The 23,656-nt window shown below is 72.5% G+C and carries 18 protein-coding genes; 8 read left to right on the top strand and 10 right to left on the bottom strand.

The window, feature by feature from the left end:
* The first annotated feature begins 76 nt into the window (after nucleotides 1–76).
* A complete protein-coding gene (locus SMA5143A_RS44260; protein ID WP_258193894.1) occupies nucleotides 77–202 on the top strand; it encodes a hypothetical protein in 126 nt (41 codons plus the stop codon).
* 123 nt (nucleotides 203–325) lie between these two features.
* Here SMA5143A_RS44260 and SMA5143A_RS34465 read toward each other — a convergent pair whose 3' ends face one another.
* The 9 genes from SMA5143A_RS34465 to SMA5143A_RS34425 form a co-directional block, all read right to left on the bottom strand.
* On the bottom strand, nucleotides 326–1,345 hold the full coding sequence (locus tag SMA5143A_RS34465; protein WP_107424077.1) for a Yip1 family protein: 1,020 nt from the start codon (nucleotides 1,343–1,345) through the stop codon (nucleotides 326–328).
* A 133-nt stretch (nucleotides 1,346–1,478) separates the two neighbouring features.
* Complete coding sequence (locus tag SMA5143A_RS34460) at nucleotides 1,479–2,954, bottom strand: FG-GAP-like repeat-containing protein (RefSeq protein WP_258193893.1); 1,476 nt, start codon at nucleotides 2,952–2,954, stop codon at nucleotides 1,479–1,481.
* A 236-nt stretch (nucleotides 2,955–3,190) separates the two neighbouring features.
* Nucleotides 3,191–3,586 (bottom strand): nuclear transport factor 2 family protein, encoded by a 396-nt coding sequence (locus tag SMA5143A_RS34455; protein ID WP_107466751.1) that lies wholly within the window; start codon nucleotides 3,584–3,586, stop codon nucleotides 3,191–3,193.
* Nucleotides 3,587–3,721: 135 nt separating this feature from the next.
* Nucleotides 3,722–7,066 (bottom strand): NACHT domain-containing protein, encoded by a 3,345-nt coding sequence (locus SMA5143A_RS34450; protein WP_181362143.1) that lies wholly within the window; start codon nucleotides 7,064–7,066, stop codon nucleotides 3,722–3,724.
* 195 nt (nucleotides 7,067–7,261) lie between these two features.
* Nucleotides 7,262–8,653 (bottom strand): FG-GAP and VCBS repeat-containing protein, encoded by a 1,392-nt coding sequence (locus SMA5143A_RS34445; RefSeq protein ID WP_107466749.1) that lies wholly within the window; start codon nucleotides 8,651–8,653, stop codon nucleotides 7,262–7,264.
* Nucleotides 8,654–8,711: 58 nt separating this feature from the next.
* Complete coding sequence (locus SMA5143A_RS34440) at nucleotides 8,712–10,148, bottom strand: FG-GAP repeat protein (RefSeq protein ID WP_107466748.1); 1,437 nt, start codon at nucleotides 10,146–10,148, stop codon at nucleotides 8,712–8,714.
* Between the two features lie 533 nt (nucleotides 10,149–10,681).
* Entirely contained in the window at nucleotides 10,682–12,157 is a 1,476-nt protein-coding gene (locus tag SMA5143A_RS34435; protein ID WP_107466747.1) for an FG-GAP and VCBS repeat-containing protein, read from the bottom strand.
* A gap of 237 nt (nucleotides 12,158–12,394) precedes the next feature.
* On the bottom strand, nucleotides 12,395–13,864 hold the full coding sequence (locus SMA5143A_RS34430; RefSeq protein WP_107466746.1) for an FG-GAP-like repeat-containing protein: 1,470 nt from the start codon (nucleotides 13,862–13,864) through the stop codon (nucleotides 12,395–12,397).
* 273 nt (nucleotides 13,865–14,137) lie between these two features.
* Complete coding sequence (locus tag SMA5143A_RS34425; protein ID WP_107466745.1) at nucleotides 14,138–15,547, bottom strand: FG-GAP-like repeat-containing protein; 1,410 nt, start codon at nucleotides 15,545–15,547, stop codon at nucleotides 14,138–14,140.
* Nucleotides 15,548–15,715: 168 nt separating this feature from the next.
* Between SMA5143A_RS34425 and SMA5143A_RS34420 the strand changes: the two genes are divergently transcribed.
* Both SMA5143A_RS34420 and SMA5143A_RS34415 read left to right on the top strand, forming a co-directional pair.
* Nucleotides 15,716–16,492: a DUF6281 family protein gene (locus SMA5143A_RS34420; protein ID WP_107466744.1), complete on the top strand. Its 777-nt coding sequence runs from the start codon at nucleotides 15,716–15,718 to the stop codon at nucleotides 16,490–16,492.
* A gap of 109 nt (nucleotides 16,493–16,601) precedes the next feature.
* The gene (locus SMA5143A_RS34415; RefSeq protein ID WP_107466743.1) at nucleotides 16,602–17,171 is read left to right on the top strand and encodes an NUDIX hydrolase; all 570 of its coding nucleotides are present in this window, start codon (nucleotides 16,602–16,604) and stop codon (nucleotides 17,169–17,171) included.
* Here SMA5143A_RS34415 and SMA5143A_RS34410 read toward each other — a convergent pair.
* Nucleotides 17,164–19,461 (bottom strand): (Fe-S)-binding protein, encoded by a 2,298-nt coding sequence (locus SMA5143A_RS34410; protein WP_107466742.1) that lies wholly within the window; start codon nucleotides 19,459–19,461, stop codon nucleotides 17,164–17,166. The genes SMA5143A_RS34415 and SMA5143A_RS34410 overlap by 8 nt on opposite strands.
* Nucleotides 19,462–19,731: 270 nt before the next feature.
* Between SMA5143A_RS34410 and SMA5143A_RS34405 the strand changes: the two genes are divergently transcribed.
* The 5 genes from SMA5143A_RS34405 (at nucleotide 19,732) to SMA5143A_RS34385 (ending at nucleotide 23,556) form a co-directional block, all read left to right on the top strand.
* The gene (locus SMA5143A_RS34405) at nucleotides 19,732–20,892 is read left to right on the top strand and encodes an MraY family glycosyltransferase (protein ID WP_258193892.1); all 1,161 of its coding nucleotides are present in this window, start codon (nucleotides 19,732–19,734) and stop codon (nucleotides 20,890–20,892) included.
* A 69-nt stretch (nucleotides 20,893–20,961) separates the two neighbouring features.
* Nucleotides 20,962–21,483 carry a hypothetical protein gene (locus tag SMA5143A_RS34400; protein WP_107466741.1) on the top strand — a complete coding sequence of 174 codons (522 nt, stop codon included), beginning with the start codon at nucleotides 20,962–20,964 and terminating at the stop codon, nucleotides 21,481–21,483.
* The gene (locus SMA5143A_RS34395) at nucleotides 21,480–21,956 is read left to right on the top strand and encodes a GNAT family N-acetyltransferase (RefSeq protein WP_107466740.1); all 477 of its coding nucleotides are present in this window, start codon (nucleotides 21,480–21,482) and stop codon (nucleotides 21,954–21,956) included. The genes SMA5143A_RS34400 and SMA5143A_RS34395 overlap by 4 nt, the downstream gene beginning before the upstream one ends.
* 3 nt (nucleotides 21,957–21,959) lie before the next feature.
* Nucleotides 21,960–22,280 carry a hypothetical protein gene (locus SMA5143A_RS34390; RefSeq protein ID WP_258193891.1) on the top strand — a complete coding sequence of 107 codons (321 nt, stop codon included), beginning with the start codon at nucleotides 21,960–21,962 and terminating at the stop codon, nucleotides 22,278–22,280.
* Nucleotides 22,281–22,314: 34 nt separating this feature from the next.
* Nucleotides 22,315–23,556: an alpha/beta hydrolase family protein gene (locus tag SMA5143A_RS34385; RefSeq protein ID WP_181362142.1), complete on the top strand. Its 1,242-nt coding sequence runs from the start codon at nucleotides 22,315–22,317 to the stop codon at nucleotides 23,554–23,556.
* Nucleotides 23,557–23,656: the final 100 nt, after the last annotated feature.

Raw genomic sequence — 23,656 nt, 5'->3', positions numbered from 1 at the left:
CTATCGCTGCGATCACTGTTCGAATGCGTGGGCTCGGCCGGTCGAGGATGACCTGGACGTCCATGACATCGTCAGGGTGGATCTCCCCGACGGTACGCTCTACGGCGACGTCCGGCAGGTGGAGGACGACCGCGTCCAGGTCCGCGGTCCGGGCGGTGAATGGCTGCTGTGGGTTGAGCGCTGGAGAGTCATCCTCTACTGAGGGAATTCGGCAGCACCGGCTTTGTCAGCGCCCGCCGCGCACCGAGTGAGGGGCTCCCGGTCGGTTGGCCGGGAGCCCCTCACTCTGTGGGTCGGTGCCTGCTCGGAGGCTGTTGCTCCGGGGCTAGAACGTGCCCAGTTTGATCAGCGAGAGGATCGCGATCAGTTGGATCGCCGATGCTCCCAGGGCCTTCGGCCAGGGGAGGTCGTGGGACTTGGAGACCATCAGGGTCAGCAGGGCGCCCGCGGCGACCCAGGTGATCCAGCCGAGGATCTGGACGAAGGGCGCGTCGCCGCCCGCGAACATCGCCACGACCAGACGGGGCGCGTCCGTGAGCGCCATGATCAGCATGGAGAGGCCGACCGTCGGCTGCCACGCGCCGTCGCCGCCCAGCTGACGGGCCAGGGTGTGGGTGACCACGCCCAGGATGAACGTGCTCAGCACCATCGTCACGGCGGTGACCAGGACGATCGGCACGGCGTTCGACAGCGTCGCGTTGATCGCGTCCTCGCGGGCCGTGTCGAAGCCGAAGACGGCGAGCAGGCCGTAGAGGAACATCACGATCAGGGCCGGGCCCCACACCGCGTAGTCGCGCATCACCAGGAACGTCTGGTTCGGGCTGGTGACGATGCCCTTCAGGAGGTCCTTCCACGGCAGACGCGGGCCGACCGGGGCCGCGGGGGCGTTCCCGGCGCGGTAGGTGCCGCCCTGCTGGTACGGGTCCTCGCCGACGGCGAACATCTGGGTGTGGCCCGGGTTGTTGGCCGCGTACGGGTCCGCGCCGGCGCCGCCGTGGCCGCCGTCGCCGAAGTACTCCGGCTCGCCGTGGTTCCCCTGGCCCTGGTGGCCCTGGGGGCCGTAGTTGCCCGGGCGGCCGCCGTGCGTCTGCGGCCAGCCCTGGTTGCCGCCCCGGCCGCCGCCGTACGGCGGGCCCGGTGGCGTCTGGGGATAGCCGTACGACGGGCCGCCGGCCTGCGGGGCCTGCTGTCCGTGCGGGGGGTGTTGCGGTCGCGTCTGAGGAGCGCCGTTGTCCCGGCCGCGTCCGATCCTGAATCCAGCCACGTCATCGAACGTACCTGGTCCCGGCGAGCGGCGTGCCGGGCCGGGGGGCACCGGCCCGGCTTTGCGGCCGAGCTGTGACATCCCCTAAGGGATCGTCAGGTACTCGGGTCGGAGATTTCGTTCCGGGATCATCCGCGAGTACTCAGGGTGTCCCGAGGGGACTTTGGCCCTGCCGGGGCCGGGGCCGGTGCCGGTGCCGGGGCCGGGGCCCGGGTCAGTGGCTGCTCATGTACCTGCCGTACTGCAGGGCCGTCGTCGGGGACGGGAGGCCCAGGTTCGACGGGGTGAGGGCGTACGAGCCCTTCGTGGAGGTCTTCGGGAGGAGCCAGACGCCGCCGGAGCCGCCGTTCTCCCCGGGGGCGCCGACCGCCGTGTCGGGGACGCCGTCCTTGTCGTAGTCGCCGGTCGCGACGGCCGCGCCGAACGCGTCGCCGGTCTCGGCCGCGCCGGGGACATGGGGGCTGCCCTGGTTGTACGCGACGGACGTGGCCTCGCCGGACTTGTCGAGGACGCCGCCGCTGTGGCTCAGCAGCAGGGTCGCCGCGCCGGCGCGGGCGCGGCTGCCGATGGCCTCGCCGGGGGCGCCGGCGATCAGGTCGTCGCGGCCGTCGCGGTTCCAGTCCAGCACGGCGAGGGACGCGCCGAAGCGGTCGCCGTCCTCGGCGACGCCGTACACGCCGACCGTGTCCTGGTTGAGGGTCTGGGTGCGCAGACCGAACGAGCTCGGGTGGCCGTAGAGGACGTGGATGCCGCCGCCCTTGGCGTACGACTCCGGGCCGCACGGGTCGTCGATGTTCTCGTCGGCGATCTCCCGGCACTCGCCGAGGGCCAGGTCGTCCAGGCCGTCGCCGTCGAAGTCGCCGGTGGCGAGGGCGGAGGTCGCGCCGTTGCTCGCGTTCCAGAAGTTGTCCATGCGGCGCTCGGCCGGGTCCCACGTCCACAGCCGTACGTGCGACTGGGTGTAGGGGGCGTTGATCGTGTGGAAGGCGAGGGCCAGGTCGTCCGTGCCGTCGGCGTTGAAGTCGCCCGTGGCGAGGAGGGGGGCGCGGCCGCCCATGGGTGTGGCGAGGACGGTGGTGGTGACGAGGTCCTCGCCGCCGTCGACGACGGCCCGCAGCACGACCTTGTCGCGGCCGCCGACCACGATGTCCCGGCCGCCGTCGCCGGTCACGTCGGCCGCGGCGACCGACCAGCCGTACGCGGCGTTGGACGACGGGCCGACCATGGCGTTCGAGCCGGGGCGCGAGCTGCCCTTGCCGCCGCCCACGACGACGACCACGCCCGCGTCCGTGCCGCGGCCGTTCACGTCCTCACCGGGGGCGCCGACGATCAGCTCGGCCGTGCCGTCGCCGCTGAGGTCCTCCAGCGCCACGGCCGCGCCGAAGCGGTCGCCCTTCTCCGGGGTGCCGGGGACCTCGGCGGTGGCCTGACTGATGCGGATGCCGCCGTGGCGGCCGACGCCCTTCGCGCCGCCCCACAGGACGTGGACGTAGCCGGCCTTGGCCTTGCCGTTCACGGTCGCGTCGGGGACGCCGACGGCGAGGTCCGCGTAGCCGTCGGCGTTGAAGTCGCTGGTGACGGGGGAGGGCTGGGGGGCGGCGAGCGCGTGGGGGGCCGCGCAGAGCGTGAGTGCCGTCGTGGCCGAGCAGGCCGCTACGGCGGCGGCCAGGGCGTACGTCCGTCTGTGCACGAGGGGCTCCAGGTGGGTGGCCGGATATCGGCGGTGGTGCGGTTCACCTGTTTGACACCTGGAGGTGGGGTTGGGTTGTGCGGGTGCGCTCCGCTTGGGGGGGCCGGGCGCCTAGTGGGTTGGGGGGCGCTGTGCGTGGGCGGGTGCGGGTGTGTCGTGGTTGCTCGCGCAGTTCCCCGCGCCCCTGAAGGGGGGCCTGCGGCCCCCCTTCAGCACCCCCACCCCCGCCCTCTGCCTCAGGACCAGAAGTCCGCTTCCTTGTCCAGGTCCTCCTGGCACTCGTCTATGTCGGTGATCTTGTCTCCGACGATGCGGAAGACCAGGCAGCCGTTCTGTTCGATGCGCTTGTCGCCGCGCTCGGCGGTGTAGCGGTGCACGGAGACGGCGTGGCCCCGGCCGTCCACGCACACATGGCTCAGGTCGACGCTGAACGTTCCACCGGTCTCGTCGTAGAGCCGCTGGTACAGCTGAATCATCGAGTCCTGGCCCTTGTGGTCGCCCGAGAGCAGGTGGCTGCCGGGGACGTGGTGCGTGCAGTCCGCCGCCATCAGGCCGCGGAGGGTGTCCATGTCGCCGCGCGTGAAGGCGTCGTAGCCCTTGCGGACGAGCGCTGCGTTGGGGTGTTCAGCCATGGGAGATCGCCGGCTTTCTGCTGGTTTCGCTCGAATGTGCGATACGGCAATTGTCGTCGCGGGCGGGCTCTCGTGCACGCGGGTACGGGGCGCCCCCGCGTGCCCCGCCGCCGACGACGCCGCTGCCGGGCCGGTCTAGGACCGCGTGCGGGCGACGATGAGGATCTGGTGTCCCGCCCTCGCTGAGGCGGGGCGGTCGAGTGTTGCCAGGCTCCTCCAGGCCAGGTGCAGGGTGCGGATCGCCACGGGGTTGCGGAACCCTGACTTGCGCAGGGCCGCGATGGCGGCCAGCAGCGCGGTGCGGGCGGAGGCCAGCGACTGTGCGTCGCAGGCGGACGTCCTGGCACGAGTCTGGGTGAGAACGTTCGCCGCGCCCGTCACCAGGGCCAGTGCCTCGCCGAGCCAGCGTCCGGGGTCCCCCTGGTGCGCGGAGCGCAGCAGGTCGCGGACGTCGCACACGGCGCCGGCCGGATCGTCCGGCGTTTGCTGCCCGGCGTACGACTCGGTCGCCCCCTCCGTCAGCAGGCTGTCGAGGCCGGTGAGGACATCGGGCTGGGTGAGGACAGGTCTCTTCCCGGCGGCGAAGAGGGTACGGAAGGCCTGGAGGGAAACAGCCAGGGTTTCCGCAGGGGAGACGAGGGCGAGAGCGAGGAGCGGATCGGGGATCTGAGGCGGAGCGATCCTGCGGCCGAGCTCGTGGGCGATGGCCGGTTCCGTGCTGGTCGCGAGCACGTCACCACGCCCGGGGTCGAGGAGCCGCGCGAGGCTGAGGGCGGCATCGAGATCGGGGCCCGTGGCGTAGTGGAACAGGCTGCCGCGGTTCGAGCCGCCGGCGTAGTCGAGCGCACCCACCCGGTCCATCGGCACCGAAGGGTCGAGGTCGCGGGCCCGGTCGAGGGCGCGGGTGGTCGCGATGTCGAGGGCGCGGGTCGGCTCCGGACGGCGGGCCAGCGTGATGATGATGTCGCGGTCATCGGCGCTCGGGTGGTCGCGGCCCATGGCCTCGAGGTCCAGGCCCTCGGTGATGCCCAGGGCGTGGGCGTGGTGCAGGAGTCGGCCGAGGCGCAGGTGGCGGGCGAGTTCGAGGTTGTGGCGCAGCAGGCCGTCGAGACTGTCGTGCGGGCGGCCGACCGTGAGGGCTCGGGCGGAGGCGTGGACGAGGTCGCTGGTCAGTGCGAGCGCGAGGGCGACGGCGAGGGTGAGGGAGAGTTCCAAGGGAGCGAGGGCGGCTGAGCCGCGCACCTCGGGAACGCGGTCGAGGGCCGTGGAGAGGACGACGGCCCAGTCCTCGATCCGCTCCCGCCGCTCGGTCGAGACGGCCAGCACTTCCAGGTAGATCCCGAGCCGCCGACGGTCGGACACCGGGACCGCGCGAATCTCGTCGGGGTCGGGGGTGTAGGGCCAGGGCGCCCCAGGTGCCTGGTGCAGGACCGTGCGGTGGCCGTCGAGGGCCCAGATGGTGTGACGGTCGAGGTCGGCCACCAGGGCGGCGGCCGGATCGCCGAGTTCCCTGGGCGTGGGGAGTCGGTAGAAGGCGTCGCCGCTGATCGTGTTGAGCCAGTCGACGAAGCGTTCCGCGTCCCCCGCGTGCATTCCCGTGGCCGCTGCGTCGCCCTCTCCGGCCCTGGTGGTCTCGGAAGGCAGGAGGTGGTGGCGGCCGGCCGCTGCCTCCTCGTGGACGAAGAGGTCGTACAGGGCGCGAGGTACGGGACGCCCACACAACTCGGTCGTGTCGTCCAGCTGGATGGACTCGTGGAGGGCCCGGGTTGCCAGCACGCCGGCGAGGAGCCGCTGCCGGGCGGGGTCGGTGGGCTGATCGGAGGCCGGGGGAGCCAGCAGGGCTTCGAGGCGGTCCCGGACGTCGGGATCGACGGTTCTGGCCTGGACGGCGCAGTCGAAGGCCAGGGCCAGAGCCGCAACCGTGCCACGGTCGAGGCAGGCGCCGATGACGGGGGTGGCGTCATTGGCCGCCGACCACAGCAGAATCGTCTCGCGCCACCACGGGTCCTCGACACTGTCGGTCAGTACGCGGGAGTCGGCACGGGGGGTGCCGAGTTGGGCGGATGCCAGGTACTCCTGCAAGGTGAGGTGGGCGAATCCGTACACGCCCTGCTCGCGTTCGACGAGCAGGCCGCTCTTGCGGGCCTCCTCAAGGAACACGTCGGGCGCCACCTCGCCGGGGACCTGCCGTAAGGCCCGGCGAATGGCCCTGGCGGCGTCGCGTACCGGCCAGTCCCGGACCTTGGCCTTCATCATGGCCAGCGCCAGGTGCTGGGCGACGTGCTGCTTGTGCGGACCGGTCAGGCCGGTGGCGTCGCGCAGGCCACGCGCCTCGGACCGGCGGTGCAGCAGCACGTCGCACATCTCCGCGTACAACTCCGCTCGGCTGCCAGGAAGTTGACCACGGTATCGATGAACGTTCGCCGTCATCGTCAGCAGCAGGGGGTTGGCCGCCAGGTCGTACAGCGCGGCCTGCCGCCGCAGTCGGGACAGTAGGTCGCCGGCGCTTCGTTCGGCGGCCAGGCGCACCTCCCGACCGTTGCCGGCCCGCGCGCGGCTCTCCGTCGCGTACGACCACTGGCGCAGGAACCGCTCGATCTGTGGCCAGGTGAACCGTCGTACTTGCAGTACCTCCCCACCGGGAAGCGGATGCGACTCGTAGCCGTGCGGGCGGGAGGTGACGACGTACGTGTTGTGGGGATGGCGTTGGATCTGGCGGGTCGCCCAGGCGACCACCCGGGCTCGTTCCGCCGGGTCGGCGACCTCGTCCAAACCGTCCAACAGGACCACGCAACGCCCACGGTCGAGCCGTCGCTCCAACCAGCGGGGTGAGACCTTGCCGTTCAGCCAGCCGGCGGAGACGGCGACCGCCGCCAACTCCTCGGGCTCCTCGGCCAGCAGGGCGGCGGCATGGTCACGGAGGTAGAGGAGGACGGGAAGCCGGCGCTTCCAGGGCCGCCACCGATGGCCGCAGAGTTCGAGCGCGGTGTTGCGGGCCAGGGTCGTCTTGCCCGAGCCCGGCCCGCCGATCACCGCCAGGACCCTGGACGCCCCGTCGCGTTCGGCGTCCTGGAGCACCGATGCCAGGGTCCGGCGTTCCCCGCCGGTCACCGAGCCCACGTACGGCTCTCTCGACGCGCTGTGCAGGGGCTGGGGTACGACACTCACGTCCACGTACACCTGGCGCATACGGAACACGAACTCGCTCTGGGTGGCGATGCCGACGGTCTCCATGTCCCGCACATTGGCGCGGAGTTGGCGCAGATAGACCCTGCGCCGCCCGCGTGGCGCCGCGTCGGTGGCGGGTGGGGCCGTACCGAACTCCGCATAGAGCAGGCTGGCGACTGCCACCGCGTACGACACGTACATCCACGTCCAGCTGAGGTTCCCCTCGGAGAGGACCTGGTTCGCCGTCACGCTCAGCGCCAGCGCCAGCGCCGCACCGCCCAGGACCCGGAACACACCGCGTAAGCCCGTCATCCCCGCCCCCCTGTTCATCCGCCGTCAGTCGGGCAACCAGTCGTACCCGGTTCACACCGGACGTACGTCCCGCAGTTCCCGTTCAGGATGCATCGGTCCCAAAGGGCGCCGAGCCCGGGTCGAGGCCGCCGGGACGGCGAAGAGCCCGGCCGGGTGGTTCTCCGTCGTCTCCCGGCCGGGCCTGAGGTGTGCGGCCTACTGGAGCATGCCGGGGATGATGTCCCCGTTGACCGGCTGCGCGCCCGTCGTCGTGATGCCCTTCGTCGAGCCCCGCAGGACGAGCGAGCCGTAGTTCGCGGAGATGTACAGGTCGGCCTTGCCGTCGCGGTTGGTGTCGCGGAGGCGGACCGTGTTGCCGAAGGACTCGTCGTCCAGGCTGCCGGGGACGCCGGGGGTGTCGCGGGCGAACCACTGCGAACCCGTACCGGTGAGACCGGACTTGGAGCCGAGGAGGACGTGGACGGCGCCGGCGTACGCGTGGGTGCCGAGCTTCTCGCCGTACGCGCCGACGGCCAGGTCGCGGTAGCCGTCGCCGTTCACGTCACCGGCGGAGACGGACGCGCCGAACGCGTCGTCGACCTCGGGGGTGTCCTTGACGCCCTTCGTGGCCTGGGTGAAGCGGGCCGTCCTGGAGGAGGGGCCCGTGGAGCCGCCGTACCAGAGGGTCACGCGGCCCCGGTACCTGTCGTACAGCGGGGTGCCGATCGCGATGTCGCCGTAGCCGTCCTTGTCGAAGTCGGCGATCACACCGTCGCCGCCCCGCTCGGCCTGGCCGCCGTTGCCCTTCACCGACTCCAGACGGAGGGTCTTGCCGGGGTACAGCTTCGTCTTGCCGCCCTTGACGAACCAGGCGTCGGAGGCGATGTACGTGTCGGTGACGACGTCGCCGATGACGACCAGGTCGGTCTTGCCGTCCTTGTCGATCTTCCCGGCGATGACGGCGGTGGAGTAGAACGACGAGGTGTCCTTGTCCAGGACGCTCACCGAGCCCTTCACACCCGACTTGGTGATCGCCCCCCGGTAGACGTACGTCTTGCTGTCGCGGACGAGGGCCAGGTCCTGGTTGCCGTCGCCGTTGAAGTCGCCGGTGGCGAGGTCGGTGGCGAGGCCGGACACGCCCTTCGCGCCCTTGTTGGGCAGGGCGGTGCCGCCGGACAGGCCCTTCGGGCCGCCCCACAGGACGGTGACCGTGCCGTTGTCCTTGTAGGAGCCGACATTCTCGCCGTTGGCCGACACCGCGAGGTCGCCGTAGCCGTCCTTGTTGAAGTCGGCGGCCGTGCGGACCTCGCCGAAGAAGTCGTCCTTCTCGTCGGTGCCGGGGACGCCCGCGCTGGACTGGTCGATGAACTGCGTCTTCGTGCCGGGGCCGTCGGCCGTGCCGAAGGTGACGAGGACACCGCCGCCCTTGTTGGCCTCGCCCGGGCCGTACGAGTAGACGGCGTAGTCACGGAAGCCGTCGCCGTTGAAGTCGTCCGCGTACTTCGCGGGGGCGGCGGACGCCGGGGCGGCCGTGACGATCGTGAGGAGGCCGCCGGTCAGGGCGGCGACCGTCGTCGCGGCCAGGGCGGTCCGGAAGGGGCGCTTCATGAGGTCGTCTTCCTTGAGTGAAGGTGAGGGTGAGGGGAGTCGGTGAGGGCGCGGGCGGTCAGCCGCGCAGGGGGGCGCCGAAGGCCGGGGTGCCGGTGGTGGCGATGCCGAACTTCGCGGGGCCGAAGGACTTCGCCCCCGACGTCGTCGCCGACTTCAGCCACCAGACCGCGCCGTCGCCGCCGTTCTCGCCGGTGCCGCCGACGCTCAGGTCGGCCTTGCCGTCCTTCGTGGTGTCGGAGAGCAGGACGCGGGCGCCGAAGCGGTCGCCGGACTCGGCGCCGTCGGGGACGCCGGAGGTGGACTGGGAGAGGGTGCGGGCGCCCGTCGGCAGATAGCCGACGCCGGTGCCGCGCAGGAGGGTCACCGTGCCGGTGTCCTCGGCGCCGCCGAAGGACTCGTAGGGGGCGCCCACGGCCAGGTCGCCGTAGCCGTCGCCGGTGAAGTCGCCGATGGCGACGCCGCCGCCGAAGCCGTCGCCGGCCTCCGCGGCGCCGGGGACACCCCAGGCGTCCTGCGTGATCTCCGCCATGGCGCGGGCGTTGACCCACTGGGACTCGGGGGCGCCCAGGACGAGCGTGGCCCGGCCGCCGAGCGCACCGGAGGGGTCCGCGGAGGGCTCGCGGTGGTTGCCGATCAGGATGTCCGCGCGACCGTCCTTGGTGACGTCGCCGACGGCCGACACATAGCCGCCCGGCACGTACTCCATCCAGTTCAGGAAGTCGATCACCCGGGTGTCGGCGACCGCCGTGAGCGCGTCGTCGGTGCCCTTCTTTCGGCCGTGGACGACGAGGCTGTCGAAGCCCTCGCCGTTGATGTCGCCCGCCGACAGGTACTCCACGCCGTACGCCGGGTCGAACGGCGTCGGCGCGTTCGCCATCGACGCGCCCCGCACCCCTCCGTCGGCGCCGCCCGCCCTGGTGTACGGGCCCTGGAGGACGGTGAGGTCGACGGCGCCCCGGCCGCCCGCGGCCACGTCGACCTTGCCGTTGTCGTCGAAGTCGCCGATGGCGAGGGCCTGGCCGAGACGGTCGGTGTCGGAGCCGCCGCCGAGGAGGGTGAGGGAGCCCGACAGGCCCGACCTCCCGCCCCAGACGACCTGGACCATGCCGTCGTCGGTGTCGCCGCCGCGGTCCTCGCCGGGTGTGCCGACGACCAGGTCCGCGTACCCGTCCCTGTTCAGGTCGGCCGACGCCACCGCCGTGCCGAAACCGTCGCCGGTCTCGGCGCTGTCCGGCACACCGGTCGTGTTCTGCGTGAGGAGCTTGTACCTGGCAGTGCCCGGCCCCGTCGAACCGCCGTAGACGACCGTGACCGCGCCCGCCTTCGCCTTCCCGCCGACCGTGGCGCCGGGGGCGCCGGTCGCCAGGTCGCGGTAGCCGTCGCCGTTGAAGTCGTACGGGGCGGCCGTACCCGCCGCGTGGGCGGTGGGCGCGGTCAGCGCGAGCGTGCTCGTGAGCAGGCCCGCGGCCAGGAGGAACGGACGAGTGCGCAAGAGGAACTCCAGAGGGGAGCCGGGGCCCGCGCCGACCGGGGGCGGGCCCAACTGCCGTATGCCGTGAGGCATGTGACGTGACAGGTACTGCGTGGAAAGAGGGACGTACGGGGTCTGCGAGCAGAAGACCCTTGGAGGTACCGGAGGGTTGTACGGGAGTTCGGTGAATTTTTGAGCGGTTTCCGTCGGCCGCCCGGGATTCGATCTCAAGGTGTCACGGGGCGAGGGTCCAGCCGAAGGTGGACTGGCCGCGCAGGCGCCGGCCCGGCGGGCGGAGACCGTTCTCGCCGTAGGCGGTCGCGACCGGGTCGGCCCTGCCGTCGCCGCCGACGTCGGCCAGGCGGACGGCCGAGCCGAACCAGTCCTGGGACTCGGCGGCCCCGGGCCCCCCGGCCGTGGCCCGCGTGGACGTCGCCGCACGCCGCGTCGTCAGGCCGGCGGCAGGGGGCGGGTGCGCATGGTGGGGCTCCCGGGGGAAGGGGAGAGGGCCCGCACCCTTGCCGGATGCGGGCCCAACTCCTGAGTGCGGTTGATCAGTTGGCCGCGTTTCCGCCGAGCAGCGGGGACGCGTCCGTCGACACGCCGAGCGAGGAGGGAGCGAGGGAACGGGACCCGGTCGTGCTGATCTTCGTGCCGTTGGACGGCAGGTAGACCACCGAGCCGTTGCCCGCGTTCTCGCCGTACGCGCCGACCGTGAGGTCTGCCCGGCCGTCGCCGGTGACGTCGGTGAGCTTCACCTCGGACCCGAAGAAGTCGTCCGTCTCGTCCGAGCCGGGGACACCCGCCGTGGACTGGGCGAAGTACTGGGAGCCGGAGGAGGTGTTGAGGCCGGATGCCGAGCCGTAGAGGACCGTCACCGCGCCCGCGTTCACGACGCCGCCGAGGTTCTCGCCGGCGGCGCCCACCGCGAGGTCCTGGTAGCCGTCCCCGTTGATGTCGCCGAGCGACAGCTCGTTGCCGAAGAAGTCACCGCGCTCGGAGGAACCGGGCACGTTGCCGCTGTTCTGGGTCAACGAGGTGGACCCGGCCGGGCCGTCGACGGAGCCGAAGATGATGTGGACCTTGCCGCCGGTGGCGGACTCGGGCACCGAGGGCTCGCTGCCGTCCTTGGACGGGTCCCACTCCTCACCGGTCACGATGTCGCCGTAACCGTCGCCGTTGACGTCGCCGATGCCGGTGATGATGCCGGGCTTCAGCTTCTGCGCGGACGAGGTGGACAGCCCGGAGGCGGTGCCCGGCAGGTAGTAGTTGGCGTTCCAGTTGTAGGGGCTGTCGGTCTCGAAGCCGTCGACGATCAGGTCGGTCCGCTTGTCGCCGTTGACGTCGCCCGCGGTGAGGTTGAGCGGGCCCGTGCCGTCACCGGACATGATGGGCGGCTTCACGGTCGAGCGGGCGCCGTACGTTCCGGACTTGCTGATGCCGCCCTTGAAGACGTAGATCGTGCTAGTCGTGGCGCCGACCGCGAGGTCCTCCTTGCCGTCGCCGTCGAAGTCGCCCGCGGCCAGGGTCTTGCCCCACTTGTCGTGGGAGGAGGCCGCGGGGTCCTTCAGGGTGGTGGCGCCGGACAGTCCGGCCGACGAACCCCACACGATCACGACGGTGCCGCCGTCGGTGTCGCTGCCGGCGTCCTCCAGGAACGCGGAGACGGCGAGGTCGTCGTATCCGTCGTTGTTGAAGTCGCCGTAGGCGCTGACCCAGCCGAACGCGTCGTTCGTCTCGGCGTCACCGGGCACACCGGAGGTGTTCTGGCTGATCGTGGTGCGCTTCGTGGACGTCACACCGCTAGCGGAGCCGTACAGGGCGACGATCTGGCCGGCGCCCCTCTTGCCGCCGACCGTGGCCGATCCGGCCGCGTACGCCACGTCGCCGTATCCGTCGTTGTTGAAGTCCGCCACCGGGTGGTGGACCGAGTCGGCCGCCGTCGCCGTCGCGGCCGAGAACGTGAGCAGACCGCCCGTCAGCGCGGCCGCGGAGGCCGTCGCGAGGGCGAGTCGCAGATGCTTGTGCATGCGGGAATCTCCTGCTGCATGCGGGACGCCTGGCAGACGTCCGCAGTCAATGGGGTGCCCTTCCTGTCCGTGTTCGCCCGTAGTTCGTCCGGGGTTCACGGGGAAGTCGGCGAACAGGAGACCGATAGAGGTGCGGGAGGGTTGTACGGGAGTTCGAAGAATTTCCGTGGAGGGTGGAACCGGTGGGGCGCCGGGGACCTCTTACGTTCTCGGTCGTTTCCCCGCGCCCCGCACGGCTCACCGGCCGAGCACCGCCCCGTACCCGGCCGCTCCCGTCAGTCCGAGCTTCGCCGGGGTGAGCGAGACCGCGGGCAGACGGGAGGCGTCGCCCGCCGACGGGCGGTACCAGAGGGCGCCCGTGGGGGCGTTCTCGCCGGGCGCGCCGATCACGTGGTCGTCGTACTTCGCCCGGTCGAAGTCGGCCGCCGCCACCGCCGCCCCGAACAGGTCGCCCTCCTCGGCCGTGCCCGGCACCCCGGCGGAGCTCTGTGTGAAGGCCGGACCGGTGAACACCCGGTCGCCGCCCGCCTCCAGCTCCCAGTACGCGCCCGCGCGGGCCGCCGACCCCACCGCCTCGTGGCTCGCGCCCACCAGCAGGGAGTCGGGCCCGCTCCCGTCCAGGTCCACGACGGCCAGCGCGGCGCCGAAGTTGTCCTCGGACTCCGCCGTGCCGCCCACACCGGGGGAGGACTGGGTGGTGCAGGTGACCGGGCCGCCGAGCGTGGTGCCCGGCGCCCCGTACACCGTGGCGAGGGCGCCGCCGAGCCGGTCCGCGCAGTACGCGCCCTCCGCCTCGGGGTCGGGCAGCACCTCGCCGACCGCCAGATCCGTCCGGCCGTCGCCGTCGAAGTCGCCGGCGGCGAGCGCGGATCCGAAGTCGGCGGCCTGCCAGCGCGTCGTCCAGCCGCCGGGCGCCAGGGCACGGACACGGGTGCCCGAGATCTCCAGACCCTTGTAGGTGACGGCCAGGTCGTCCCTGCCGTCGCCGTCGAAGTCCGCGGTGGTCAGCGCGCGGGCGTCACCGAAGTCGTAGCCCTCGACGAGGGTCGTGGGCGCGGCGGAGGTGAGCGGCCCCGGCCGCAGGACCGTGGCGCCGCCCTCCTCGCCGCTCACGGCGAGGACGAGGTCCTGGTCGCCGTCGCCGTCGTAGTCCCCGGACGTGGCCAGTCGGCCGAGCCGCTGCCCGGAGGCTCCCTTGGCCACCGTCAGCCCTGTCCTGAGCCCTCTCGCCGAGCCCCACAGCACATACGCGGCGCCCTCGTGCCCGGAGGCGCCGACCTGCTCGCCGGGCGCGGTCACCACGAGGTCGGTGTAGCCGTCCGCGTCGAAGTCCGCGGCCCGCAGGGCGTACCCGAACTGGTCACCGGCCTCCGCCGTGCCCGGGATGCCGCCGCTCGCCTGGTCGATCCTGGTGCTCCTGCCGCCGAGGCCGTCCGCGGAGCCCCACAGCACGTGCACGAAGCCGGCCTTGGCGTGCCCGCCGGTGGTGCCCGAGGGCACGCCGACCGCGAGGTCGGCGTAGCCGTCGCCGTCGAAGTCGCTGCGTACGGATCCCACGGCACTCGCCGGGGGCGCGACGAGCATCCCGAGGCCGAGGCCGGCGACGGTGACGAGGACGGCGGTGGGGAGGGCGGAGGGAAGGGCGCCGGTGAGGGCTCTTCGTCCGCCGGACGGCCGGGGGCCGCGGGGCTGGGGGGTGGTGGACACGAGGGGCTCCAACTGGTCTGGGGGCGGCGGGAGTCGCGGCGTCGGGCCGTACGGAGGCCGAGCCTGGTCGTTCGGGTCACGCCCGGGCGAGGGGACTCGCCGACCCGACGGCACCGATCCTGCAACCGACGCGAGCCGAACGACAGCCCCCGGGGCCTTGCTTGAGGCGTTTCGCAGAGTCACGGCGCCCGGGCTCCGTGACGCCGCACCGGACTGGAGGAGACACCGCGCGGCGCCGCGCACCGGACGCCGCGGAGATCCATCAGAAGGGCCCTAACGGAGGAGGGTGCCGAAGGCGGGGTACGTCGTGCCGCCCAGGCCGAAGTCGAGGGCGTTGAAGGAGGCGGCGTAGGACGTGGTGAGGCCGGAGGCCGTCCCGCGCAGGACCCAGACCGCGCCCGTGTCCCGTGCCGTGCCGATGTCCTCGCCGGTCGCGCCGATCGCCAGGTCGGCGCGACCGTTGCCGTTGACGTCCTTGAGCCGGACGGTGGCGCCGAACGCGTCGTCGGTCTCGGCCGCGCCGGGCACGCCGGGGGTGGCCTGGTGCCAGGACGTGCCCCGGCCCAGACCGCCGGCGGACCCCTTCAGCAGGACGACGTCGCCCACCCCCTGCACCCCGTCGACGGTCTCGCCGGGCGCGCCGACGGCCACGTCCGCGTGGCCGTCGCCGGTGACGTCGCCCGCGGCGACCGAGGCGCCGAAGCCGTCCCCCGGCTCGTCGGCGCCCGGGACGCCCGTGCTCGCCTGGCTGTACGACCGCGAGGGCCATCCGTCGACGCCGAGCCCGCGGTCGTTGCCGGGCCACACGGTGATCCGTCCGCCGGTACCGGCCCCCGGCTCGCCGAGGACGAGGTCGGTGTAGCCGTTTCCGTCGACGTCACCGGCGGCGACCCGCGGCTCGGTGATCACGTCGGACACGGCGCCCTGGAAGAGGGGCCGGTAGTAATAGCCGATGTCGCCCGCGCCGCCGCGCAGGTAGCCCGCGAAGCCGTGGCCGGCGGCGTCGGTGCCGTGCAGGACGTAGTCGCTGCCCGAGCCGTTCGAGAAGTGCGCGCCGAGGACGCCGTCGAGGCGGACACCGGCGGGCAGGAAGTCGACCTCCGGGGCGATCGCGGGTTTGTCCGGCACGCCGTCGGCGTACCACCAGAAGCGGTTCTCGGAGACCACCACCAGGTTCCCGGCGTCGTCGCCGTCGAGGTCGACGAAGGAGGCGCCCTCGCCGAAGCGGACGTCCTCGGCGGTGGGGGCATTGAGGACCATGCCGCCGGTGCGGAAGCCCCGGGCGCCGCCCCAGAGGAGGGTGAGGGAGCCGTCCGCCCTGCCGTCGACCTTCTCGCCGGGCGCGCCGACGATCAGGTCCGTGTAGCCGTCCCGGTTCACGTCCCCGCCGGTCACGTTCTCGCCGAACTCGTCCTCGGGCTCCAGTGCGCCGGGCACGCCCGGCGAGTTCTGCGTGAGGGTCACCGACCTGGCGGAGCCGGTGCCGACACCGGAAGGGGACCCGAACGTGACGGTCACGGCGTTGGCCTTGGGGGTGCCGATGACGAGGTCCCGGTACCCGTCGCCGTTGAAGTCGTCCTTCGTCCCCGGCGCGGCGACCGCGCTCCCGGCCATCGGCAGGGCGAGCCCCGCCACCGCGAGCGCTCCCGCACAGGCGGCCACGACGAGCTTCCTTGCGACCACGGGTGACCTCCAGGGGGACGACGTAGGGCGGTTCGTGGGTGTGACTCGTCGGTGTGACGCGTGGGGCGTACGAAGGGTTGTGTGCGGGTGGCCGGAAAGTGAACCGAACGTTCGACGCGCGCCGTGCGTCCAGGGAGCGAAGCGACCTCTGACGAAGGAGACGTGACCATGCTCGTCGCCCGTGCGCGGACCGCCCTGGCCGCCGTCGTACTGACCCCCCTGGCCGTCGGCTGCGCCGCGTTGGGGGGTGGCGGGGAGTCCTCGGCGTCCTGTGCGTTCGTGGTGGACTACCGCGACAGCCAGTACGTCGACGTGGGCCGCGTCGAGTACGCACTCGGGTCGAAGGTGGGCTCCGCCCGGCAGGCGATCTGCGAGGACGAGGGCGGCGGCGAGGAGGACGCCGCCGACGCCGTGGCCGCCGAGGACCGGACCGTCTACACGGCGTACGCCATCAAGGGCGTCGACCCCGCCGACGCGATCGCCGTCCGGGAGTCACCCGGCGGTGGGCTGTCCGTCATGGTGGACCCGAGGGAGGACGAGCCCATCCCGGACGCGGCGGACCGGATCTTCGGCCGGGACGACGCGGCGGGTGAGGGGGACGGCGCCGCCGGCGACGGGGACTCCGGTGACAGCGGGGCGACCACGGCGAAGTGCGCGTTCGTCCTGGAGTACGACGGGGAGAGCTACATCGGCCGCGCCGCCGAGGACTTGCCGATGGGGGCGAAGGTGGGCACGGCCCGCGCGATGCACTGCGACGACACTCCCGGCGACACCGACGCCACCCCCGCACCGGAGGTGTACGAGGCGTACGGGATCAAGGGGCTGGACCCGGCCGACGCCATCGCGGTCCGCCGCTCGGCGGACGAGGAGCCCGTCTTCCTGACGCGCCTCGGCGAGGAGCTGCCGCCGGAGGTCGAGGAGCGCTTCGCGGAGGCGGAGCGGTGAGCGCCGCCCCGTGCGCGGAGAGGTGGAGCCCGCTGCGCGGAGAGGTGGAGCAGAGGCGCGGGGCCTTTCGCCGGGCCCGTTGTCGGTGCCCTCTGCGAGGGTGGGCCGCATGGGCGAGCTGGTGGAGCGGGTCGGTGACGACGACGAGGTGATCGGGGTCGTCGACCGGGGCGAGGCGATCCGCCGGGGGTGGCCGCACCGGGTGGCGACGATCGTGTGCCGCGACCCCGCCGGCCGGTACCTGGTCCACCGACGCCCCGACGACGTGTCCCGTTTCCCCGGCCACGTCACCTGGCTGCTCGGCGGCGCCACCGAGGTCGGCGAGTCGTACGAGGAGGCCGCCGCGCGGGAGCTGTGGGAGGAGCTGGGGGTCCGGGGGCGACCCCGGTTCGTGCTGAAGTTCCGGTGCGCGGGGGCGATCAGCCCCTACTGGCTGGGCCTGCACGAGGTGGTCGTCACGGGCCCGCTGCGGCCGGACCCCGCCGAGGTCGCCTCGTACCGGTGGGTGGGCGAGGCGGAGCTGGCCGGGCTGGTGGGGGATCCGGCGTTCGTGCCGGACGCCCGCGAGGCGTTCGCCCGGTATCGCGCGTCGCGGGCGGCAGGGCGATGCCCCCGTGCTCGGGGGGAGCACGGGGGCATCGGGGGTGTCGCGGGGCCGGAGGACCGGCCGGTCACTTGACCGGCTGGGGCTCCGGCTCGTTCTCCGTCTCGGCCGCGCCCGCGGGGGGCTCGTCCTCGTCGGTGACCGGGGTCCTGACGGACTCCAGCAGCAGCTGGGCCACGTCGACGACCTGGATGGACTCCTTGGCCTTGCCATCGTTCTTCTTGCCGTTGACCGAGTCGGTCAGCATGACGAGGCAGAACGGGCAGGCGGTGGAGACGATGTCCGGGTTGAGGGAGAGGGCCTCGTCGACGCGCTCGTTGTTGATGCGCTTGCCGATCCGCTCCTCCATCCACATCCGCGCGCCACCGGCGCCACAGCAGAAGCCGCGCTCCTTGTGGCGGTGCATCTCCTCGTTCCTGAGGCCCGGGACGCCTGCGATGATCTCGCGCGGCGGCGTGTAGATCTTGTTGTGGCGGCCCAGGTAGCACGGGTCGTGGTACGTGATGATGCCCTCGACCGGCGTGACCGGGATCAGCTTGCCCTCGTCCACCAGGTGCTGGAGCAGCTGGGTGTGGTGGATGACCTCGTAGTCGCCGCCGAGCTGCGGGTACTCGTTGCCGAGCGTGTTGAGGCAGTGCGGGCAGGTGGCGACGATCTTCTTCGCGGACTTCGGCTTCTTCGACTCGGGCGTGATGTTGCCCTCGTCGTCCATCTCCTCGCCGAACGCCATGTTCAGCGCGGCGACGTTCTCCATGCCGAGCTCCTGGAAGAGGGGCTCGTTGCCGAGACGGCGGGCGGAGTCACCGGTGCACTTCTCGTCGCCGCCCATGATCGCGAACTTCACGCCCGCCATGTGCAGCAGCTCGGCGAACGCCTTGGTGGTCTTCTTGGCGCGGTCCTCCAGGGCGCCGGCGCAGCCGACCCAGTACAGGTACTCGACCTCGCTGAGGTCCTCGATGTCCTTGCCGACGACCGGGACCTCGAACTCGACCTCCTTGAGCCACTCCAGCCGCTGCTTCTTGGCCAGGCCCCAGGGGTTGCCCTTCTTCTCCAGGTTCTTGAGCATCGTCCCGGCCTCGGACGGGAACGCGCTCTCGATCATCACCTGGTAGCGGCGCATGTCGACGATGTGGTCGATGTGCTCGATGTCGACGGGGCACTGCTCGACGCAGGCACCGCAGGTGGTGCAGGACCACAGCACGTCGGGGTCGATGACGCCGTTCTCCTCGACGGTGCCGATCAGCGGCCGCTCGGCCTCCGCGAGCGCGGCGGTCGGGACGTCCTTCAGCTGCTCCTCGGACGCCTTCTCCTCGCCCTCCATGGTCTTGCCGCCACCGGCGAGGAGGTAGGGGGCCTTGGCGTGCGCGTGGTCGCGCAGCGACATGATCAGCAGCTTGGGGGAGAGCGGCTTGCCGGTGTTCCAGGCGGGGCACTGCGACTGGCAGCGGCCGCACTCGGTGCAGGTGGAGAAGTCCAGCAGGCCCTTCCAGGAGAACTGCTCGACCTGGGAGACACCGAAGACGTCGTCGTCACCGGGGTCGGTGAAGTCGATCGGCTTGCCGCCGCTCGTCATGGGCTGGAGCGCGCCGAGGGCGGTCTCACCGGTGGCGTTGCGCTTGAACCAGATGTTCGGGAAGCCGAGGAAGCGGTGCCAGGCGACACCCATGTTGGTGTTCAGCGAGACGACGATCATCCAGATGAACGAGGTGCTGATCTTCACCATCGCGGTGAAGTAGACCAGGTTCTGCAGGACGGGGAGGCTGAGCCCCTTGAACGCGAGGACCAGCGGGTACGAGGCGAAGTAGGCGGCCTCGTAGTGGTCGACGTGGTGGAGGGCGCCCTCGAGGCCGCGCAGCACGTAGATGGCGAGACCGATGGTGAGGATGACGTACTCGACGAAGTACGCCTGACCGGCCTTGGAGCCCGCGAAGCGGGACTTGCGGCCGGCGCGCGAGGGCAGGCTCAGCAGGCGGATCACGATCAGCGTGGCGATGCCGAGGATCGTCATCACGCCGATGAACTCGATGTACAGCTCGAACGGCAGGAAACCGCCGATGACCGGCAGCACCCAGTCGGCCTCGAAGAGCTGCCCGAAGGCCTGGGCGAGGGTCGGCGGGAGGGTGAGGAAGCCGACGGCCACGAACCAGTGGGCGAAGCCCACGATGCCCCACCGGTTCATCCGGGTGTGCCCGAGGAACTCCCGCACCAGCGTCACGCTGCGCTGGTAGGGATTGTCGGTACGGCTGCCGGCCGGGACCGGCTGGCCGAGCTTGAAGTACCGGATGAACTGACCGATGGCGCGTGCGAGCAGCGCGACGCCGACCACGGTCAGTACCAGCGACACGATGATCGCGGCGAGTTGCATTTGGGGGCTCCTCGGGCCTGCGAGGGTCATTACTAAGCGGTAACTTATGCAGTCCGTCTGAGACTACCCACTTCTCCTGCCGCACTGTAGCCAGCGACGCGGTGATCTGCGTCGCTGAGGGTTGCCTGAGTGGGGGGGCGGCGATCTGAAGGGGCCCCGTCGGCCGCGAACGGCTTGCGTACCTCCGATCGGCGGGCGGAACGATCGTGCTGTTTCAAAACGATCGTGTTATTCGTATGAAATCGTCACATTCACCCCTAACTTGGTTCCGTGCTGTACGGAATCCTCGCCGCCGCGTCCGCCCTCCTGGTCACCGCCGTGCTGACGGCGGCCGTACGCGTGCCCGCGCAGCGGCTCGGGATCGTGGAGCGGCGGCGGATGCGGCCGGTGCCGTTGCTCGGGGGTGTCGCGCTCCTCTGCGGGGTGGGTGGTGTGGCCTGGCTGGGGGAGCGGAGCGGGGTCGCGCCGCTGGGGGAGGAGGCCGGGCGGCTCCTCCTGGCGGGCGTGGCCGTGGGCGGGCTCGGGCTCATCGGCGATCTCTGGGGGCTGCCGTGGGTGCCGCGTGTCGTGGGCGTCGCCTGCGCCGCCGCGTTCGTGGTGCCGTACGACGAGGTCGGTGTCCTCGGCGGGGTGGGCGCCGTCGCGTGGATCGTGTTCGTCGTGCACGGGTTCAAGGGGCTCGGCCGTCCCGACGGGGTGCTCGGGGTCGTCGGGGTCGTCACCGCGTTCGGGCTGAGCGTGTGCGCCGCCGCCGAGGTGCTCGACGGGCTGGCCGCGCTGTGCAGCGTGCTCGCCGCCGGGCTCACCGGGTTCCTGATGCAGAACTGGCCGCCCGCGCGGGTGGCGCTCGGGGAGTGCGGAGCGCTGTTCGTCGGGTTCCTGCTCGCGGGCGGCGTCGTCCAGGTGTACGCGTACGCCGCCGGGCACGGCGTGGGGATCGGCGGGCCCTTCGCCCTCACCGTATTGGCCACCGCCGACGCGGTACTGGTCCTGCTCTCCCGGCGGCTCGCCGGCCGCGAACCCTGGCGGAGCGGCCCCGACCACCTCCCCCACCGGCTGCGGCGACTGGGGCTCACCCCGGTGGGCGTCGCCGTCGTGATGGGCGTCTGCGCGGTCGCGTCGGTCGTCGTCGGCGTCGCCGTCCACATGCTGTGGATGAAGGCGGGCGGGGTGTGGTGGGTGGCGGGCACGGCGGTCGTCGTCGTGGCGGGGATGTCACGGGTGCGGGTGTACGGGCTCGGCGCCGCGGGCGCCCAGGGCGCGCGGGCGATGTCGCGTCCCAGACGGCCCGACCCGGCACCGGCGACGGGCCGGTTCCCCGCGGCCGACGGCCGGCCCCGGGCCGCCTCCGGCGCGGCACCGGCGGCCGGAGCGCCGCGCCGGGCGGACGGAGTGGCGGCCCTCAAACGCCGTTCGCAGACCGGGTGGTGAGAGAAGCGGAGAGAGAAGCGGAGAGAGAAACCCGTGGTCCGGCCGGTGCCGGCCGCACATGATGGCTCCATGACTGGACACGATCACGACCACCCGGCGGCGGTCGACACGGACGGGCTGCTCGCCCTCGCGAAGGAGCACCACCCGCGCCCCGTACGCCCGTTGGGCACCCGCGAACTCTCCGGGCACCTCGTCAAGGTCTACGGCCTCACCGCGCCGGGCCGCACCCTCACCGAGGCGGACACGGCCGCCGCGCTCCGCGTCGCCGAGGACCACCTCGCGCTCGGCCGGGCGCGCGGGTCCCTGGGGCTCGCCGTGCTGATCCTGCACGCGGGCGGCGACGGCGACTACGTCCTGGTGCACACCTGGATCGAGGGCTTCATGTCCGACCTGGCGATCTTCACCGGCCCGGCCGGCCGCCCGGAGGAACTGCGGCCCGGCCGCACCGGACTCGCCCCCTGCGTCTGGGAGGCGGCCGTCCTCACCCATGAGCGCGACGCCTACTCCCGCCACGTCCTGGCCTCCGCCGCCCCGATCGCCGACCGGCTGACGGCCTGGCGGTCCGACACGGTGGAGGGCGACCTCCGGTGACCGACGCCACCCCGGCCGTCCGCCGCGCCCGCCCCGAGGACATCGGCCGCGTCGTCGAACTGGCCGCCGAGCACGCCGCCTACGAGCACGCCGCCCCGCCCCCGCCCGACCTCGCGCCCCGCCTGAGCGCGCTCCTCTTCGACACCCCGGCCCCGCGACTGCGTTGCCTGGTGGCCGAACTCCCCGGTGGCGAGGTCGTCGGCTACGCCACCTGCTCGCCCGAGATCTCCACCTGGCAGGCCCGCGAGTACCTCCACATGGACTGCCTGTTCCTGCGCTCCGACAGCCGGGGCTCCGGCCTCGGCGCCCTCCTCATGGAGGCGGTGGCGGCCGAGGCCCGCGCCCTCGGCCTCGACGAGAGCCAGTGGCAGACGCCCGCCTGGAACGAGGGCGCGACCCGCTTCTACGACCGCCTCGGCGCCCGCCCCAAGGAGAAGCTCCGCTACACCCTGACCCTGCCCGCGGATGGGTGACGCGTGGACATCGTCTTACTGATCGCCGGGGTGGTCGTCGGAGTGGGGGCAGCCGGGTTCGCGGGGGACCGGCTGCTGCTGTGGATGGAGCGCAGGGGCTGGGTCTACTGGCGGAGGACGAAGAGACTGTCCTCCATCGGCGCCGGGCTCGTGCAGGAGGTCGACCCGGCCGCCGGGGCCGCCAGGCGGGCCATGGAGCAGGAGCGCGTCCGCAAGAACGTGCGGCCGGCGGAGGATCCGCCTTTTCGCGTGGACCTGGAGGCAGGAACCGTCCGGATACGTCTTCAGGGGCGTGACGAGCGATCGTATGAGCCCCCTTCGTGATCTCCGCCGTGCCGTTCCCGCGACGACCAGGCCCATGACCAGGCCCCTGGCCCTGCCCATGACCAGGAGGCCCATGGGCAGGGCCAGGGGCAGGGTCTTCGCCGGGGTCTTCGCCCTTGCCGTGGCCATGGCCTGTACCGGCCTCGCGGCGACCGGCTCGGCCGCCTCGGCCGCGCCTTCCGCCATGCCGTCGGCCCCGGGCACCGGCACCGGCATCGCCCCCGCTCTCGAACTGCCGCGCCCCACCGGTCCGTTCGCCGTGGGGCGGACCGCGCTGGCGTTGCGGGACGCGTCCCGGGCCGACCCCTGGGTCGCCGGGCAGCGGCGGGAGTTGATGGTGTCGCTGTGGTACCCGGCGGTGCCCGCCAGGGGTGCCCGGCCGGCGCCGTACATGACGGAGCGGGAGTCGGCGGCGCTGCTGGAGTTGCTGGGCGCCGACGACGTACCCAAGGACACGCTGGCGAGGGTGCGGACGTACTCCGTGGCCGACGCCCGCCCGCTGGGGCGGCGTTCGCCGCTGGTCCTGCTCTCACCGGGATTCAAGCTGCCGCGCGCCACACTGTCGTCGCTCGCGGAGGACCTGGCGAGCCGCGGTTACGTCGTCGCGGGCGTCGGGCACAACCACGAGGCCGTCGCGACCACCTTCCCCGACGGGCGCACCACGCCGTGTGCCGCCTGCACCCCGCCGTACGACCAGGCCAAGCTGACCCGGATCGGTGAAGGCCGTGCCGCCGACATGCGGTTCGTGCTCGACCGGCTCACCGGCCCCCGTCCGGTCTGGGGCGGCGGCAGGGCCGTCGACGGGCGGCGCGTCGCGATGGTGGGGCACTCCGCGGGCGGGTACAGCACCGTCCCGGCCATGCGGGGCGACCGCAGGATCGACGCGGGGCTCACCCTGGACGGTCTGGCCGAGGTCTCCACGCCCGGCGTGGACCGGCCTTTCCTGATGATGGGCACGCCCGAGAACGCGCCGGGTGGTGCGGGGGAGCCGTACTGGGGTCGCACCTGGTCCGCGCTGTCCGGGTGGAAGCGCTGGCTGACCGTCGACGGTGCCCAGCACGAGTCCTTCACCGACCTGCTGGCGCTCGTCGACCAGGCCGCCCCGGGGACGGCGGACGGACCCGTCGCGGAAGCCGGGCTCTCGGGCGCGCGCGGGCTGGAGATCACCCGTGCCTACGTCGGCGCGTTCCTGGACCGGCAGCTGCGGGACCGCCCCCGGCCCCTCCTCGACGGTCCCTCCGTTCACCATTCCGAGGTACGGTTCTGGGCCCCGTAGCCCTGCTAAATCCCAGGTCAGCGGCCTCCTGCGGATAAGTGGGAGATAAAAGTTGAGTCGGCTCGACTCAGGTCTGTTGACCCAGCGGGGAGGGTCGTGC

The sequence above is a fragment of the Streptomyces sp. MA5143a genome, assembly GCF_900290235.1.
In the GTDB taxonomy this organism is placed as follows: Bacteria; Actinomycetota; Actinomycetes; order Streptomycetales; family Streptomycetaceae; genus Streptomyces.
Note: the sequence above shows the minus strand (reverse complement) of the source record. Positions and strands in the feature narration are given on the sequence as shown.